Here is a 17,409-nt window from a genome sequence, read left to right on the forward strand (position 1 = left end):
GATGGGAAATATGAGGCATCATATAAAATTTGATTCACATCGGTTAGGTTTAAACTGTGGATCTGCACCAATAAGAGATCTTCTGGAGTTTAATGGTCACAGATTTACAGAACCAATGTGTTTTGGTCTAGGCAGTGGTCTGAATTTCGTTTATCACCATGGCGGGACAGAAGTACTGGATAAGCAATTTCGTGCACCAATCACAATCATTACTGGAAGAACCTCAGCACCTTATGTAGAGTTATGCAGCGTTTTGGGTGTGAAAATCACAGTTAAACGTACACATGATGCTGAGCGAGCATGGGAAGAAGTAAAGCACTTGGTTAACCAGAATATACCGGTGGCTTGTGATATTGATGTAGAAATGATTCAAAATAATAATCCAGTAACAGAACGTTTTGGTTGGCATATGGGTGGTCATAAGACAATTATGATCGGTTATGATGAACAGGAAAATTCTGCTCAATTAATTGAAAATATGATTAAAGACCCTATAACTGTTCCATTGGATTTATTCACAACAATGAGAAGTTCAGCTGATTTATATCCATCCGAAAATGAATGGTTTTACATTGATGTACCTGAAAAGCTTCAAGATTTAGAGATTGCATTAAAAATGGCTATTATCAAAAATGTCAATGCTATGAAAAATCCTGCTTTTACCGTAAAAGATCAAAATCAACAGTACCATACAACCGGGATACCGGGGCTCGAATACTGGTATAGTGAGATTTTGGAATGGCCAAGCATACTGGATAAAGATCGGCTTATAGCAAGTATCTTGACAGCATTTTTACAAAATAACATTTCAGGTGGTGGAATGTATCGAAAAATGTATGCACGCTTTTTGCGTGAGGCAGATGATTGTTTGAGTATTCCTGCCTTAGTAGATGCTTCTAACATTTATCGAAACCTATCAAATGATTGGGAATCCTTAATAAAATTAATGATGGTGTTTATAGATGACGGAGACGAATCGCACTTCAAAGATCCAGCCTTTGAAAAAGTAGTGAATGATATTTATACAAATGAAAAGAGGGCTTTCTCAATTTTGGATGAGGTGTCAAGTCAATGGTTGCGATAACAGAACGAGTAGCCAAAGTTCATCAGGTTGGCTCACATCCTAAATTGGCGTTGGTTACTACGATGTATCGAGAGCATCAAATGATGAATGGTTGGATGAAAGATTTATTGATTAATGAAGGACTTATTTATGGTCTGTCATCTGGTGTTGGGAGTCTTTATTTGGATCGAACAGAAAGTAATCAGTCGCATTTATTAATTGGATGGAACAGCTTGGATCCGCTTTTAGATTTATCTATGAGTACAGGAACATGGGTTAATCGGAGGTTCTCAGCAGATTCTAATCAAGCGGTTGAAGAAATGAGACAGTATTTAACACAGTGGCAAAAGCCTGTTTTGACACCTATTAATTGTCGCATATTAAATGGCTTACCGGATCCTTATGAACAATATAGACATAACCTTCCGTTTCCAATTAGTTATTGTCTTGTAAGTGATATTACAGATGAAAAAGTGTCTATATTTCAAAGTAATCAAAACGAGGTAAACAATATTCCTCTTACTACATTTAAGACTGCAATTGAAGGCCTTACAAACCAATGGGTTGATCTCATTTTTCCCAAAAAGGAATTAAATCATCGTTGGTCAATGTGGCAGTCCTTTACTAGAAATGTGCATCATTTCAATTCAGGTTGGAAAGGAATTTCCTCCGGTTTAGTAGGTTTATATGATTTTTTAGAAAATGAACCATTAAACCTTAGTGCATTAGAGGATACATTCTTGTATGCCTCCTATCTTAGTGGGGACTTAGGAAGAGGATGGTATGCAGAGTACTTGAGATCTATGGGAGAAGAATTTAAAGATACTCGTTTTTTTGAGACTTCGATAATCTATGAAGAGTTATCAGAAGCTTGGACAATGGCCATCTATGAAATGGAAAATGCAAACATACATCAAGGTCTATTAAAAGGGATATCTAGTCTAGAAGAAAAAGCCTTGAACAACCTATTAGATCTTGCAAATAGGAATAAGAAAGTAAGGGTGGGATAATGAAATGAAATCGATATCGCTTGATTATCACCATCAAAGGGGAACTCATTGTATTACTACAGCAATGATGAATCTTTTCAACCATTTTGGTATTGCACTCTCGGAAGAAATATGTTTTGGGCTTGGGGGTGGACTTGGATTTACCTATGCACGAGGTAGAGATATGGACCAATTTATGGTTTTTGGACGAAGTGACGATCTGGAGTTAAATATATGTGAAATTCTTGGAGTGCACGCAATATTAAAGCAAGAACATAATAGTGAAAAGGCACTTCAATCAATCATCTCCCTTCTAGAAAGAGGGGAGCCTGTATTAGTAGATCTCGATACAAGCAGGTTAAGCTATCTGAGTAGAACGTTAGATTGGCCCGAGTATGCAACACATGGCGGACATAAGGCAGTTATTACTGGTTATGAAGAAGTGACACGTACTCTTGAAGTCTACGATTATATTTGGGGTACACCCCGTAGTCTGCCAGTAGAGGATTTGTTTAAAGCATGGAAGACGTATAGTGGAATTTCTCCAGCATCGAATCTATGGTACGAATTTACAGTGCCAAACACATTTATTGATTTAGATCAAGCTTTACGAAAAGGCATATACCTTAATGTTTATCGTATGCTGACTCCTTGGAATAAATTTCACGGAATAGATGCAATGCGTTCCTTCCTTAGAGAAGTCCCAAATTGGCCATATCTTATGAACGAAGAGAAAAGGAAAAAACTTGCATTTTCTTCCTATATTGCACTTGAAATTGGAGGAACCGGAAAAAGCGCCTTTAGGAGGATGTTTTCGAGATTCCTTAAGCAGGCAGGACATATCCTGGATGAACCGCAGCTAATTAATGTTGGTGAACATTATCGGGAGATCTCGTTATTATGGACTGAATTAGCTGAACGTATAAGAGTAGGAAGTATTGATCCGAACGAAGGGATTTTTTCTGGATCGCCGGATAATGAACAACTAACTGATGAAATTTATAAAAGAGAATATGAACAATTTCAGAAATTGCACAATCTTTCATCAAGCTGGCTTTGAGGAGGAAGGGAATTTTGAATGTATTACAGGTTGATAAATTAACCAAGTCATATGGAGATAAAAAGGTTGTCGATGAAATTAGCTTTCAGGTTAATCGCGGTGAAATATTCGGTTTCTTAGGTCCTAATGGTGCTGGTAAATCAACAACGATTGAAATTATCGCAGGACTTAAGAAGGCTGATGGAGGGAAAGTAACAGTCGCTGATTTTCCATCACATCCGAATACAACATCAAGTATAGGGGTTCAACTTCAATCAACAGATTTATATAAGGAATTAACTGTAAAGGAAACGTTACTTTTATTTTTAAATTTCCATAATAGAAGTCATGTTCTTGATGAATATATCGAGCTAACAAAGCTTCAACAGGTACTTGATACAAAAGTAAAGCACTTATCTGGTGGTCAAAGACAAAGGCTCTCGTTGAGTCTGGCGTTAGTAGCAGATCCCGAGATTGTCATCTTGGATGAACCGACAGTTGGACTTGACCCTCAGTCCAGACGAACACTATGGGGGGTTATACAGTCATTAAAAGATCGAGGAAAAACGGTTATCTTGACAACTCATTTTATGGATGAAGCAGAAGAGTTGTGTGATCGAATTGCTATCATTGACCATGGGAGATTAATCGCCCTTGATACGCCAGTAGGTTTATTAGAAAAAATCCCATATGGCCATACCTTGACAGTGACAACAGAACCACGAATAACTGAATCTGAATTAAAAGATCTTAAATATGAATCAATACATTTTTCTGACTCAGACACCATCATACATACCGCTCAATTTACTGAAACATTAAGCGGACTGCTTCAAATTACCGAGCAAAATCAAATGCAAGTGACCTCCCTTAAATTAAAAAATGCCGGCCTTGAAGAATTGTTCCTACTTTTAACAGGAAAGGAGCTTAGAGATTAGTGAAAAAGTCTTGGAACCGTTTCATTCATTTAACACACATACATTTAAAGCTCATTTTAAGAGATAAGATGACTTTGTTCTGGTTTTTAGCATTTCCACTTATTTTAACGACTTTATTTGGATTTATCGTTCCAAATGTCGGTAATCAAAGTAAGTTGGTGATAGTATCAGATGAATCCTATACAAAAGATTCGCCAGTTATAGATAAGTTGCTCTCTGTACCAAATGCAGAATGGGATCCGGGTTTAGAGCCTGAAGAGGCAGTGGAGCAATTCACCAGAGGCTATTTGGCAATGGCGATTACGGCAGAAAAAGATAAGGGAATTTCGTTACATTATCGCGATGGACAAGATCAGGAATTAGTTGAAGTTTTATCAAATGTCATAAAACAGGCTGATTCCAGCATTGATGTTAAATCAGTACCATATGAAGATATTCAAACGATAAGGCCAATTGATTTTATATTACCTGGGATGATTGTATTAACAATTATGCAAATTGGTTTGTTTGGAGGAACGACCCTTTTAATTGACCGGAATTCACAAACATTAAGAAGATTGAAAACAAATGGGGTCACCGCAAGTGAAATCATTTTAAGTCATATCTTTAGCAGAATCCTACTAGTTATAGCAGCAGCGATGCTGTTAACTTTTGTTGGTAAGTTTATTCTACGAGCAAATATTGATCTATCAAACTGGTACGTAATCTTGCCGATTGCCTTTATCGCTGGTATTTGTTTTTTAAGCATGGGCTTATTAATTGCAAGTATGTTCAGGTCTCCTGAGGCAGGAAATATTTTTTCGCAATCAATAAATTTTCCGATGGCCTTTATTTGCGGGATCTTCTTTCCGTTGTCAACAATGCCAGAACCGCTACAAAAATTCGCTAATATTTTGCCACTAACACCGTTAGTAGAAACAACTCGTAATCTCTTTTTAGCAATAGAGATTTCAGGAATGCAATTAATGGTTACTGTGGGCTTGCTTGTTATTTGGGGAATATCAAGTTTAGGTTTAGGTAGTATTTTGTTCAAATGGGAGTGATGAAAAATGGCGGAGCTTACTATTATTATTCCAACATATAATCATGCTGATCGCTTGCGACACACTCTGGAACATCTAGCTTTACAAGAGGGAATTGATGAAACAGAGGTCATAGTTGTTAATGATGGATCAATAGATGAAACGGCTAAATATGTTGATCAACTGACTTATAAGTGGTTAACTGTCGTACATCAAGGAAATAAAGGCAGAAGCCAGGCAAGGAATAATGGCTTAAAACGTGCAAAGTCAAACTATGTGCTGTTTCTTGATAGTGACATCTTGCTGTGTCCAGGCTATTTAACAGAACTGTTAGCTGCTCAAAATAAGAATCCGGGTATTTACTTCGGGGATCTATTTAATATTCATTTTGATAAAACAGAAAGATGTGTCTCATTGCTTAGGGAGCAAAAAACAAAGGATGGCGCTAAAGAACAACTAAAAAAACTAGAAAAAGTAGACCTTCTTGTTAACATGGCTCGATATTTTAAGATTTGGCATCCTGAACAGAAGGTTGGTTGGCCATGTCTAACTGCTGCCAATTTCTCAGCCCCTCTATCGATTTTAAAACAAGCCGGCCCTTTTGATGAAAATTTTACAGGTTGGGGCGTCGAAGATCATGAATATGCATTCCGTCTAAATGAGACAGGTACAGAAATATACTACTTGGACACAATATATGGTTGTCATTTAGATAAGGCAAAGGAAAAAATTAATATACCGCTACTTGTAGAAAATTTACTTTATTTCCACAAAAAATCGAAATATAATTCTGAAGTTCGTGCCTATTTAGAGTTTGTTTCCGGTCACGATTCATTACAGTCGTTGTTTCGGAGATCAATGAACATGCCATTAACAGACTGTAGTGAAGAGATATATTTCAGGCCATATAAACATATTAGAGCGAAACAAGTGACAGCAAATGGAAGGTGATAAGAAAAGATGAACTCTTTACTTATTAAGAAAGCTGAACAACTCATACAGGATTTTAAGAGACCAAGGATATTTAAAATTCAAGAAGGCAAACGGGTATTAGTGATTGCCCCTCATGCTGACGATGAAGTAATTGGAGCAGGAGGTTCTATTGTTAAGCATCGAAGGAAAAATAATCCCGTTCATATCGTATTTATTACAGATGGGAGTAACGGTAGGTCAAGATCGGAATCATCAGAAGAAACAATTAATGTACGTAAGAAGGAAGTGATTCGTGCCTGTAAAGTCCTGGATGTAGAATTTAGTATGCTTGAGGCACAAGACAGTCAATTCGTTCCTGATAGTTGTTTAATTAACAAGCTTAGGAAAGTAATACTGGACGTTAAACCAGACTATATTTACATTCCTCATTACCGCGATAAGCATAGGGACCATTTTTATACAAATCTCTTATTTTATTCAGCTTGTACAGATGATGGGTTTTTTCAAAATGCTGGTTTACTCGACGTGAATGTTTTAGCGTATGAGGTCTGGTCTCCTCTGGAACCTAATGTCTTTGTTAACATCACAAATGAATATGATATAAAGCAGCAGGCAATGGAGGAATATCCTTCACAATTGTCATTAATTCCCTATATAAAAATGATGTCCGGAATTAACCAATATAGAGTCTCTTTATTTCCTTTGCCAAAAACTGAATATGTGGAAGCATTTTACCAGTGTCCTTGTTTGAAGTATTGTCAAGAAATAGAGGCGTATATAGATAATAGTGTATTTAAGGAGGAACAGTGTTGATAACGACTACTATGCAAATGGACATATCAGAAATTAAAACAAGACTCCGACAAAGGTATCCCTTTTTATTAGTGGACCGCATTTTAGAAGTAGAGCCGCTTAAGAGGGTTGTCGGCTATAAGAATATTTCAATCAATGAACCGTATTTTGCAGGTCATTTTCCAGAAGAGCCTATTTTTCCAGGAGTACTTATTATTGAATCTATGGCACAAGTAGGAGCCATGATGTTTGGTGAAAAGACAGAAGGGTATCTTGCTGCGGTGAATAAAGCGAAGTTTATTAAGTTTGTTAAGCCGGGAGATCGACTTCAAACTGAAGCTGAATTTATTCAACAAACCAAAAATTATGCGAAAGTAAATTTAACAGGGACTGTTGATGATATCATTGTTGCCCGTGCAGAGGTAACGTATTATTTTAAACTTGAAGAGCGATAGAAAAAAATGGAAATTGTTGCCGTGAAACTACCCTCTGATATCAACTCTATACATTTGGATTCTCTATTAAGACTGCTGCCAGAATATGAGCAGAAAATGGTGCAAAAAAGGTTGAATATCGATACAAGATACAGAACTTTGGTTGCTCGAGTATTATTGCGGCTTCAGTTGTCGAAGGTTTTGGGAACCAAGTGGAGAGAGATTATTCTTCGCATAGATGATAAGGGAAAGCCTTTTCTTCAACATAAAGAACTCTTACATTTTAATCTCTCACATTCAGGAAACTGGATTGTTGCAGCGATAAGTAAGCAAAAAGTTGGTATAGATATTGAACATCTAAAAACAATTGCTATTGAAAGGTATTCCTCTTTTTTACAAATAAATGAGCGGAATTATATATTGGTTGGTAATAGTGAGGAGAGATTAAGGCGTTTTTTTGAAGTATGGACATTAAAGGAAAGCTATATAAAAGCAATAGGGATGGGCTTTTATGAGCCGCTATCTTCTTATTCTGTTATACAAGCAGTCGGGAATGGAGGATTACCTGTACAAGCTACAATTAAAAATGAGTTGTTTTGGTTTAAACAATATTTACTTGATGATAGATACCCACTTGCAATCTGTTCAAAGTCATCTGGTTTTCCTAATCAAATAGAAATTACGGATATAGAGATTTTGTACAAGAGCGCAGTCAGGCTTTCATAATTGAGAATTTTATTCCATTTCCAAGTAAAGAACGGCATGAGAAACTCTTATGCTCATGCCGTTTAAGAGATGAATAGCTACTTGAGTATGTTGACTTTAAACATCAATGAATGAAAGGAGTTTAAACTTCTTTGCTTTCATAAGAGCCTCTGTTCTGGATTTAACTTCAAGTTTACTGAACACACCTGTTAATGCATATTCAACAGAGCGCTGACTAATAAGGAGTCTATCAGATATTTCACGATTCGTGTATCCTTTTGACACTGCTAACAAGATATCCTGTTCTCTTTCACTAAGTGTAATATCTCTGAGGCTTTGGTCTTTAGTATTTGTGGGCTCATATTTATATGTTGATCTCCGCAGTTGCCAAAACAAATCAAGAGGAATAATCGTTTCACCTCGAAGAACACATTCAATTGTATTGATAATTTGTTCTCGTGAAGCAGTCTTACTAATAAATCCAGAAATTCGTGTTTTAGTAATGAGATTAAAATGCAGGTCTATTTCAAAACCAGTATAAATAATCACTTTTGCTTGAGGAGTATCCTCTAATATTTTTTTTGATATCTCAATACCATTTAATTCTGGCATATGTAAATCAATCAAATAAATATCAAATTCTATCTCCTGTATTAAGTTGAAAATATGATTGATTGAAGAGCTAATAGTAACCTGGTAGTTAGTATCTTGTTCTAAAAGTGCCTTTGTTCCTTGTGCTACAGACACATGGTCATCAATTAAAAGTACCTTTATCATAGTAATCTTTCCCTTTGGAATTAGTTTTTATTGTGGGTCAATGATATTTTCTTCATGACACGGTTAGAAAGTATAAGATTTTTTTGAAGATAGATAAGAAAAACTAAGCTTTCGCCATTCCAACTTGGCGATTAGCAAAGTTCTTCAGTACGTTACACGCCTTTAAAAGTGAACGTCTATTTCTTCCCTTTTGATTTTAATTCTAATGATCGTCCCTTCGTTAGGGGCAGAATTTAAATAATATTCCCCATTAATGCTTTTAACTCTTTCTTTAATACTCGAAAGTCCAAAATGATTACCATTTCTGTTTTCACTTTTTATTCCTACACCATCATCTTCATATAAAAGGTTTAAGTGATATTGATTCATCGTCATTCTTACATGAATATAGTTTGCATGAGAATGTTTTTTTGCATTTGTGATCAACTCTTGAATAATTCTGTATATGTTTATAGTTAATTCTTCGTTAAGACTATTGAGAATAAAATATCTATCAAAATGAAAATCAATTTTAAATCTACTAGTTTCTTCAGCCTTACTAAAGAGTATGTTTAAGCAATCAATTAATCCCAGTTCGTTTAAAAATGGTGGTTTTAAATTATAACAGGTCTCTCTGGCAATTCTGATTTGAGTGGATACTGCCTCCTGAATAGAATTGAAAAATTCCTGGCTTTCATACTGCTTTTTATCTGCTATCTCCAATCTTTTTTTTAAAGCGATTAAATCCTGCAGTATCGTATCATGTATATCTTGAGAAAGTTTTGTTCTTTCTTTTTCTGCTAAGGAAAATATTAATTTTGAAATAGTGGGTGATTGACTCCTACTATCACTCGACTCCAACTCATTTAAAACATCATTAGTTTTCATAAAACTCTCTACTAATAAATTAGTTTGTAAGGCTAATGTGTTTAACCACTTTCTTTCTTCTTTATTAATCTTCAATATGTTTCTTTTATACGAAAAAATGACAAAGGTATAGATTTTGCTGTTTTTTGCAACTAATAAAGCATAGCCTTGTTTTATATGTAATAAATCACCTATCTTTACAGATCGATTGTATATAATTCTTTTCAACTTTAGTAATTTTTCCAATTTGACCGAGCTTTCAGAGCAAAAGTATCGAGTGGATGAATGATAAAGAACTTCCTGCACTTCAGTTACTTTCAAGACATTTTTTAACTCAACCTTCAAATGATCTATCAGTCTAGTAACTGACTTAGCTTGACTTATCGTTTTGGAATATCGCGAGAGACTGTTGTTTAATTCCAGTAATCTTTTGTCATGAAGGAAAGGTGTAAGATAATCTCTTAAATATAAAATAAGAACTGTACTAGTAAGTGTAACTAAAAAAAAACTTATAGAGCTATTATTATTTTTGATATAAAGGAAGCTTAGTAACAAGCCTATAACTAATGCAATGAGTGTATTATAAAGAAGTTGCTTTAATATGAAATCAATATCGATAAAAACTTTGGACACTGATACATAAACTAAAGAAAATGGGATGAGTAATAAGAACAAAGATGCCGTTTCGCCAGATAAAATGGGATCAAATAACAACAAATTAGGAATGGCAAATAAAAATATAAATGGTACAAAGGAAAATACGATAAACCAAACTAATTGTTTAACCCTTATCGATAGAACACTATTTTTATAGTCCTTATATGTAAGAATCAAATACACGATCAGATAAATTGTGAGAAAACTAAAAGTAATGAGAGAAAGACTTTGAGCTATAAGATGATACTCATAGAAGAAAAAGTCAATCGCTGTAATCACACTTGCAAAAAGAAATAGTTTTGGAAAACTTAAAAATTTCGAAGGTTCTTTCATATGCAACAATGTACTAAAGTATTTTAACAATAAAATAGGAATTAATAATAAGGATAAAGTACATATAAAGATACCAAAAATATCATCACGAGCAGAAACCCATCCGCTTAGATAAGACATACTCATTGCTAAGAGTAAGTATACGATAAGTTCATTTTGTTTTCTTTTTTTTATGAGTATCTTTATGGCTATAACAGCACATATAAGGAAGTAGATAATAGGGAAAAAGCTATAAAAAATGAAAGTTATTGGCATATCACCATATGAAACTTCCATGTTTTTTACAGCTTTATTAGAAATTATGATTTCTAAGGAATCAATTTTTTCTATCTTAAACTCATCTTCCATGGTATGTATAGCTTTTTTGCACTGTATTAATGAATCTTTTGTGATGTTATGGTGACTAGCCCAGCTAAAATCGTGGACATCTGTGACTTTGCACATATGGTTATTAATAGGTAACGCCTTTATTCCTATTAGTGGGTATTCAAAAATGACAAATGATAAATATAGGAAACTAAAGACGATTATGCTAAAGACAAAGTATTTAGTTTTTGAATGAGGCATATTTTAACTTATCTCCAAAAATAAGACTGTAGGTTTAAATCTTTAAAGGAAGTTAATATTGCACTCTTTTCATCTTCGGTTACACCAAGTAGAGAAGCGGTTCCGTTTTGAACTTTTTCTAAAATATCAGGGTTTTCAATCAGATAGTTGATAATAATATCCATTGGTTTCCTCCATTGATTATAAAATAGGATAATTGCAATGATTTTATAAGTTCTTCATTCTTTTGTTACTTTTTCTACAGTCAGTCAAATGTATTAAAAATAAATCTTCTTACCCGTGAAATAACATATCTATTAGCCTATTTTTTTTATCACGCCCTTCTAAAGTATCCCTTTTTTTATCTGCGAAATAAATGATACATTACTTTTCTCATAAATTGGATATAATATGATGAATTTTTACATTATTTTTACAAAATAATCCAAAAATAGTTATAAAGTACTATATGTTACCTATAAAAATAGCTGTCTATAGACAGCTAAACCGTTAATGATGATTTACTTTTTACATAGAAGGAGGAACATACAGATTTAAAAACACAAACACAGATAAATTGCCGAGATCGACTAGAAAATGAGAATATAATGGCCAGCGTAAACTGTTGGTTTTAAATCGAATAATTGACCAAACAATACTCATTATAAAGAGTACAATTAATAATTGAAGTGATCGATTTCCAATTGAAAAGATTCCCCATAAAAAGAAATGACTTAGAGAGAAAAGAAGGCTAGAGTATAAGATAATTACCCAAGTAGGGAAATCTTTACCGGCATCTAATAATAATCCTCTCCAATAACCTTGTTCTATCCATGGGTTAATTAGAGCAAATAGTAGTACAAAAACTGCAATTGTAGGATACTCTATAATTAATGTGTAATTAGGAATGAGGATACCGGCTATAGGGAAAATACCAATCAATATCCCGATGGTTAACCACTTCTTTCTAAAACGTGGTTTTTTTAACCAATCCTTTATGATACTGAGAGAAACAAACTTACTGATCATCATTCCAAGTAAACCCCAATATAACAAAGCTGTTATCACCCAAGAGTATTGGGGAAAATAGGAATTGCTGAAGGTAACAATGATGTGAATCAAGGCAATGATTAATAGTGGAGACATTAAGACAAACAACCTATTACTTTTACTGTTTAACAGAATAAAAATCACCTACTTTTCTGCATTAATATAAATGAATTTTCACCGTCTACTCAACTGTTGTTTATGAACTATTTAATCGTATACAAATATTAACAATATGACAATGCGACGAAGTAACCTTTAAGGATATAAAAATTGAACAATTTGTTAAAATCTAATTTTTCCATTGTATAACTAGTTAGATGTTATAGGTGTAAAATTAATTGACATCGTTTCCATAATCGGGATATAATTTTATATAAGTTAATAAGTGTGACGGAGATTAGGAGATTCACAGACAAATGCCAAAATAAGGTGTTTTCTGCCGAATCTTCTTTTTTTATACTTTCAGTAAGGCTAAAATTTTTGATGATAGTATAAGAAAAAGAAAAACTAAGGTTTTCGCCATTAGGACATGGAGATTAGTCTTAGTTTTTCTAATGAATTGTAACTCCGTGAGATAAATATTCACTTAGATTGCAGGAGGAATATCGATGGAAACATACATCTTATCATTAGATCAAGGTACAACAAGCTCAAGGGCGATAATATTTAATAAAAAGGGTGAAATTGTTCATACGGCCCAAAAGGAATTCAAACAATATTTCCCGCATTCTGGTTGGGTTGAGCATAATGCCAATGAGATCTGGGGTTCAGTTCTTGCTGTAATAGCTACTGCCTTATCAGAATCAAATATAAGAGCTGAACAAATAGAAGGAATAGGAATTACGAATCAACGTGAAACAACGGTTGTGTGGGATAAAGAGACAGGAGCACCTGTTTATCATGCGATTGTTTGGCAGTCTAGACAAACAAGTGGAATTTGTGAAGAGCTTATGCAAGGTGGCTATGAGCAGACAATTCGGAAAAAAACAGGGCTATTAATTGATCCTTATTTCTCCGGTACAAAAGTTAAGTGGATACTGGACAATGTAGAAGGGGCGAGAAGGAAAGCTGAAGAGGGAAAATTGTTATTCGGTACAATTGACACTTGGCTCATTTGGAAGTTATCCGGTGGAAAAGCACATGTAACAGATTTTAGTAATGCTTCAAGAACGTTAATGTTTAATATTCATGAGTTGAAATGGGATGAAGAATTATTGGAAATACTAAATGTCCCATCCACAATGCTGCCGGAGGTTCGATCCTCCTCTGAAATTTACGCACATACAGTTGGATATCATTTCTTTGGTGAAGAAATTCCTATCGCAGGAGCAGCGGGAGATCAACAAGCGGCAATGTTTGGACAAGCTTGCTTTGAAAAGGGGATGGGGAAAAGCACATATGGAACAGGTTGTTTTATGCTGATGAATACAGGTGAAAAAGCTGTTGAATCTGAACATGGGTTATTAACTACTATCGCTTGGGGAATAAACGGCAAAGTCGAGTATGCACTTGAAGGTAGTATTTTTATTGCAGGGGCAGCAATTCAATGGCTAAAAGACGGTATGAGAATGTTAAATTCAGCAAGTGATAGTGAGAAATATGCAAGAAGAGTGGACTCAACTGATGGTGTTTATGTGGTTCCGGCCTTCGTTGGCCTAGGTACACCATACTGGAACAGTGAAGTACGGGGATCTGTTTTTGGACTAACACGCGGAACAAGTAAAGAGCACTTTGTAAGGGCAACGATTGAATCACTTGCTTATCAAACGAAAGATGTATTATCAATTATGGAAGTTGATTCAGGTATTGAGTTAAAAACACTCCGGGTTGATGGAGGAGTTGTCAAAAATAACTTTCTATTAGAATTTCAAAGTGATTTGTTAAATGTTTTGGTAGAAAGACCAGTTATCAATGAAACAACAGCACTTGGTGCAGCATACCTTGCTGGATTGGCTGTAGGTTATTGGGAGAGCCAAAAAGAAATTGAATCACAGTGGGCTGTAGATCAACAATTTGAGCCAAATATGGCACAAGAAAAACGTGATGAGTTATACGATGGCTGGAAAAGGGCAGTTCAAGCGGCAATGGCATTTTAATAATAAATGTAAGTAAAGATACACAAATAGAAATAAATCTGTTATACTATAAACAAGTTAATAAACGGTATTGAGAAACGGAGAGACCACGACACATTATCTATTTTTGGATAATGTTGTTCGTGGTCTCTTTTTTACGTCCATAAGGAGGGAAAATAAATGTTATCTAACTTGAATAGAAACGAAATTATTACTGAATTAACAGAGAAGTCTTTTGATATATTAGTTATCGGCGGCGGTATTACAGGGGCAGGAATTGCGCTGGATGCAACAACTCGTGGAATGACGACAGCTCTAGTAGACATGCAGGACTTTGCTGCAGGTACATCCAGCCGTTCTACAAAGCTGGTACACGGAGGATTAAGATATTTAAAACAGCTGGACTTTAAAGTAGTAGCAGAAGTTGGGAAGGAAAGAGCGATTGTTTATGAAAATGGTCCACATGTAACAACACCAGAGTGGATGTTACTTCCTTTTTATGAAGGAGGAAATTTTGGTAAATTTATGACATCAATTGGGCTAAGAGTATATGACTTTCTGGCAGGCGTGAAAAAAAGTGAACGAAGAGTTATGTTTAATGTAGGAGAAACGCTAGAGAGAGAACCTTTGATTAAAAAAGAAGGGTTAAAGGGTGGCGGTTACTATGTTGAATATCGTACAGATGATGCAAGGCTAACGATTGAAGTTTTAAAAGCAGCAGTGAACAAAGGAACAAAAGCAATAAATTATGCAAAAGTTAAAGATTTTCTCTATGAAGCAGGTAAAGTAATAGGAGTCGTAGTTGAAGACCAGTTAACTGGTGAAATATATGAAATTCGAGCTAAAAAAGTGATTAATGCCACAGGACCATGGGTAGATGGTTTAAGGGAAAAAGACGGATCGAAAAAAGGGAAGGGTTTGATCTTATCAAAAGGTGTTCATATCGTCATCGATCAGTCCCGCTTCCCGTTAAAGCAAGCAATTTATTTCGATACAAAAGAAGACAAAAGAATGATATTCGCTATACCTAGAAATGGTAAAACCTACGTTGGAACAACGGATACATTCTATCATGATGATCCTGTTTCACCGGAAATTACTCAGGAGGATGTTGATTACATTATTGATGCTATTAATTTTATGTTTCCTGAAGTAAAGGCAACAAGAAAGGATGTGGAATCTTCTTGGGCTGGGGTACGTCCCCTTATTCTGGAAGAAGGGAAGGACCCTTCAGAGATTTCACGTAAAGATGAGATTTGGGAATCTGAATCAGGCCTCATCACAATTGCCGGCGGGAAATTAACTGGTTATAGAAAAATGGCAGAAACGATTGTGGATGTTGTTGCTCAGAAATTTCAATCAGAAGAGGGAAGAACCTTTAAAGGGTGTCAAACTTTGAAGTTGCCGATTTCCGGCGGAGATGTTGGAGGCTCGAAAAAATTCGAAAAGTTTGTTCAAGATGCAGCAGCAAGAGGAGTAAATATTGGATTATCAAAAGAAGAGGCACTACATCTTGCGTCATTTTACGGTTCAAATGTTTCAGATGTCTTTGAATTACTTCGTGAAAAGAAAGACGAAGCGAGTAAGTATGGACTTCCATTAGTTGTACTTGCGAAGTTGATTTATGCAATTGAATGTGAGATGGCAGCTACGCCAGTTGATTTTTATTTTAGAAGAACTGGAAACCTGTTATTTGATATAGATTCAGTTAGAAAGTGGAAAGCTGATGTTTGTCGATATATGTGTGATCGATTTGGATGGACGGATATCCAAAACAAGAGGTTCTCAGCTGAACTTGAAGTAGCAATTGAGGCTGCAACAGGACATGATTCCGGCAACGCAGGTGTTTCAAATTATTAATGATTACTTGAAATGCTCGAAAAGAAAAAAGATGATTCCGGTTTTTCTTTCTGGAATCATCTTCTCTCTTATTGACCTAATTGAAAATTTCCAGCTCTGGCACAGGAAGTTCTTTCATTAATTTTTGGTGTTAATGTTTGACTAAGTGGAACTGTATCTGGATTCTTAATATAGTTTAACAACGTTTGCACCATGTTTTGGGCGATTTCTTCAACTGGTACTCCAACGCTTGTTAATGGAACTTCCAAATTTTCCATTTGCGGAATATTATCATAGCTTATCACAGACATATCCTTAGGGAGAATATAATTCGCTTGTCTTAAAGAACGTACAATCCCTGCACTGATGTCATAACTTGTTCCGATAATAGCTGTTGGCTGAAACGGTGAGCTTAAAAGTCGATTTGTGGCCATGTAGCCATCATACCAATCAAGTCCGCCGGTATTGATTAAATTGTGACTATTTAATTTTAAATTAAAATTTTCCATAGCTTGCTGAAAACCGTAATATTTTTCAACTTGTCTTTCATCGATAAAAGAAAAGTCTCCGAGAAAAGCAATGTTTTCATGCCCAAGGTGATATAGGTATTCAACAGCTGTTTGCATGGCTTCTCTATAATTCACATCAATTACCGGGATAGACTTATTTTTATTAACACCATAAGTCACAACAGGCATTGGAAAGGTTTTTGGCATTTCAAAGTTATCTCTATTAAAGATGATGACTCCATCTACTTGGAATCGTTTAAACATTTCTATTGATTCTTCAATTGAGTTAATTGATAGGATCATTGAATAGTTATGTTTACTAATTTCTTCATTAATCTTTGTAATTAAAGTAGAAGGGGCGACTCGTTCTAAAGTTGGCCAAATTAAGCCGATTACCCTTGATTGTTTTGAGACAAGACTTTGAGCCGCATAATTTGGTTCATAGCCCATCTCTTCTGCTAATTTAATAATTTTATCCTTTGTTTCCTGTTTGACAAGCGGACTATTATTTAGAGCCTTCGATACGGTTGAGTAACTAACACCCACTTGTTTTGCAATATCCTTTATTGTTATTGTCATGAGAATTCACCAACTATAGATTTATTTTTATCCTTTAATAACAACGTTTGCTAATGTTGTTATTAATAATCACAAATTTAAAATATATATTCATATTTTCACAGGTGTAAAGAGAAATGTCAAACGCTTTCAATAATATTTTCATAAATTTTTTGTCGAAAAACACTTGAAAAAAGGGTTTTCATCATGTAGCATAGTTTATGTAATAACAACGTTGTTATATTTGTTCTAAAAGGAATGAAAACCCTTTATATCTATAAAGTGAAAACGTTTTTTTAGGGGT

16 protein-coding genes are annotated in these 17,409 nt (G+C 34.9%); 11 read left to right on the forward strand and 5 right to left on the reverse strand.

All coding sequences use genetic code 11. The annotated features are described in order from the left end of the window. The first annotated feature begins 10 nt into the window (after nt 1–10). The 9 genes from LC095_RS20550 to LC095_RS20590 are packed head-to-tail and all read left to right on the forward strand — an operon-like array spanning nt 11 to nt 7,936. Nucleotides 11–1,084, forward strand: a complete 1,074-nt coding sequence (locus LC095_RS20550) for a BtrH N-terminal domain-containing protein (RefSeq protein ID WP_226529945.1) — start codon at nt 11–13, stop codon at nt 1,082–1,084. Then, entirely contained in the window at nt 1,072–2,073 is a 1,002-nt protein-coding gene (locus LC095_RS20555; protein WP_226529946.1) for a hypothetical protein, read from the forward strand. The genes LC095_RS20550 and LC095_RS20555 overlap by 13 nt, the downstream gene beginning before the upstream one ends. 4 nt (nt 2,074–2,077) lie before the next feature. Further along, the gene (locus tag LC095_RS20560; RefSeq protein ID WP_226529947.1) at nt 2,078–3,112 is read left to right on the forward strand and encodes a BtrH N-terminal domain-containing protein; all 1,035 of its coding nucleotides are present in this window, start codon (nt 2,078–2,080) and stop codon (nt 3,110–3,112) included. Between the two features lie 14 nt (nt 3,113–3,126). Beyond that, on the forward strand, nt 3,127–4,029 hold the full coding sequence (locus LC095_RS20565) for an ABC transporter ATP-binding protein (RefSeq protein WP_226529948.1): 903 nt from the start codon (nt 3,127–3,129) through the stop codon (nt 4,027–4,029). Further along, complete coding sequence (locus LC095_RS20570; RefSeq protein ID WP_226529949.1) at nt 4,029–5,072, forward strand: ABC transporter permease; 1,044 nt, start codon at nt 4,029–4,031, stop codon at nt 5,070–5,072. Before LC095_RS20565 ends, LC095_RS20570 begins: the two co-directional genes overlap by 1 nt. 6 nt (nt 5,073–5,078) lie before the next feature. Continuing rightward, a complete protein-coding gene (locus LC095_RS20575; protein WP_226529950.1) occupies nt 5,079–6,002 on the forward strand; it encodes a glycosyltransferase family 2 protein in 924 nt (307 codons plus the stop codon). 9 nt (nt 6,003–6,011) lie between these two features. Then, on the forward strand, nt 6,012–6,797 hold the full coding sequence (locus tag LC095_RS20580) for a PIG-L deacetylase family protein (protein ID WP_226529951.1): 786 nt from the start codon (nt 6,012–6,014) through the stop codon (nt 6,795–6,797). Beyond that, nucleotides 6,794–7,231 (forward strand): 3-hydroxyacyl-ACP dehydratase FabZ, encoded by a 438-nt coding sequence (gene fabZ, locus LC095_RS20585; protein ID WP_226529952.1) that lies wholly within the window; start codon nt 6,794–6,796, stop codon nt 7,229–7,231. Before LC095_RS20580 ends, fabZ begins: the two co-directional genes overlap by 4 nt. A gap of 6 nt (nt 7,232–7,237) precedes the next feature. After that, on the forward strand, nt 7,238–7,936 hold the full coding sequence (locus tag LC095_RS20590) for a 4'-phosphopantetheinyl transferase family protein (protein ID WP_226529953.1): 699 nt from the start codon (nt 7,238–7,240) through the stop codon (nt 7,934–7,936). A 96-nt stretch (nt 7,937–8,032) separates the two neighbouring features. On the opposite strand, the gene LC095_RS20595 is transcribed toward LC095_RS20590, so the two are convergent. The 4 genes from LC095_RS20595 to LC095_RS20610 form a co-directional block, all read right to left on the reverse strand. Beyond that, on the reverse strand, nt 8,033–8,692 hold the full coding sequence (locus LC095_RS20595; protein ID WP_226529954.1) for a response regulator transcription factor: 660 nt from the start codon (nt 8,690–8,692) through the stop codon (nt 8,033–8,035). 162 nt (nt 8,693–8,854) lie between these two features. Then, entirely contained in the window at nt 8,855–10,972 is a 2,118-nt protein-coding gene (locus LC095_RS20600; RefSeq protein WP_226529955.1) for a sensor histidine kinase, read from the reverse strand. 131 nt (nt 10,973–11,103) lie between these two features. Beyond that, a complete protein-coding gene (gene comX / locus LC095_RS20605) occupies nt 11,104–11,259 on the reverse strand; it encodes a competence pheromone ComX (protein ID WP_226529956.1) in 156 nt (51 codons plus the stop codon). A gap of 343 nt (nt 11,260–11,602) precedes the next feature. Further along, nucleotides 11,603–12,220, reverse strand: coding sequence for a type II CAAX prenyl endopeptidase Rce1 family protein (locus LC095_RS20610; RefSeq protein WP_226529957.1), 618 nt, complete (start codon nt 12,218–12,220; stop codon nt 11,603–11,605). Nucleotides 12,221–12,732: 512 nt separating this feature from the next. Here LC095_RS20610 and glpK point away from each other — a divergent pair. Beyond that, nucleotides 12,733–14,220: a glycerol kinase GlpK gene (glpK, locus tag LC095_RS20615; protein WP_226529958.1), complete on the forward strand. Its 1,488-nt coding sequence runs from the start codon at nt 12,733–12,735 to the stop codon at nt 14,218–14,220. Nucleotides 14,221–14,379: 159 nt separating this feature from the next. Next, the gene (locus LC095_RS20620; RefSeq protein ID WP_226529959.1) at nt 14,380–16,059 is read left to right on the forward strand and encodes a glycerol-3-phosphate dehydrogenase/oxidase; all 1,680 of its coding nucleotides are present in this window, start codon (nt 14,380–14,382) and stop codon (nt 16,057–16,059) included. A 68-nt stretch (nt 16,060–16,127) separates the two neighbouring features. Here LC095_RS20620 and LC095_RS20625 read toward each other — a convergent pair whose 3' ends face one another. Then, nucleotides 16,128–17,126 carry a LacI family DNA-binding transcriptional regulator gene (locus LC095_RS20625; RefSeq protein ID WP_226529960.1) on the reverse strand — a complete coding sequence of 333 codons (999 nt, stop codon included), beginning with the start codon at nt 17,124–17,126 and terminating at the stop codon, nt 16,128–16,130. Nucleotides 17,127–17,409 lie beyond the last annotated feature (283 nt).

The sequence above is a fragment of the Metabacillus niabensis genome, assembly GCF_020524345.1.
In the GTDB taxonomy this organism is placed as follows: domain Bacteria; phylum Bacillota; class Bacilli; order Bacillales; family Bacillaceae; genus Metabacillus; species Metabacillus niabensis_B.

Bases quoted from the DNA above. Each gene is read 5' to 3' on its own strand.
- LC095_RS20550 (WP_226529945.1), top strand. From the start codon at position 11: ATGAGGCATCATATAAAATTTGATTCACATCGGTTAGGTTTAAACTGT.
- LC095_RS20555 (WP_226529946.1), top strand. From the start codon at position 1,072: ATGGTTGCGATAACAGAACGAGTAGCCAAAGTTCATCAGGTTGGCTCA.
- LC095_RS20560 (WP_226529947.1), top strand. From the start codon at position 2,078: ATGAAATCGATATCGCTTGATTATCACCATCAAAGGGGAACTCATTGT.
- LC095_RS20575 (WP_226529950.1), top strand. From the start codon at position 5,079: ATGGCGGAGCTTACTATTATTATTCCAACATATAATCATGCTGATCGC.
- LC095_RS20580 (WP_226529951.1), top strand. From the start codon at position 6,012: ATGAACTCTTTACTTATTAAGAAAGCTGAACAACTCATACAGGATTTT.
- LC095_RS20590 (WP_226529953.1), top strand. From the start codon at position 7,238: ATGGAAATTGTTGCCGTGAAACTACCCTCTGATATCAACTCTATACAT.
- LC095_RS20595 (WP_226529954.1), bottom strand. From the start codon at position 8,692: ATGATAAAGGTACTTTTAATTGATGACCATGTGTCTGTAGCACAAGGA.
- LC095_RS20600 (WP_226529955.1), bottom strand. From the start codon at position 10,972: ATGTGCAAAGTCACAGATGTCCACGATTTTAGCTGGGCTAGTCACCAT.
- comX (WP_226529956.1), bottom strand. From the start codon at position 11,259: ATGGATATTATTATCAACTATCTGATTGAAAACCCTGATATTTTAGAA.
- LC095_RS20610 (WP_226529957.1), bottom strand. From the start codon at position 12,220: ATGTCTCCACTATTAATCATTGCCTTGATTCACATCATTGTTACCTTC.
- glpK (WP_226529958.1), top strand. From the start codon at position 12,733: ATGGAAACATACATCTTATCATTAGATCAAGGTACAACAAGCTCAAGG.
- LC095_RS20620 (WP_226529959.1), top strand. From the start codon at position 14,380: ATGTTATCTAACTTGAATAGAAACGAAATTATTACTGAATTAACAGAG.
- LC095_RS20625 (WP_226529960.1), bottom strand. From the start codon at position 17,126: ATGACAATAACAATAAAGGATATTGCAAAACAAGTGGGTGTTAGTTAC.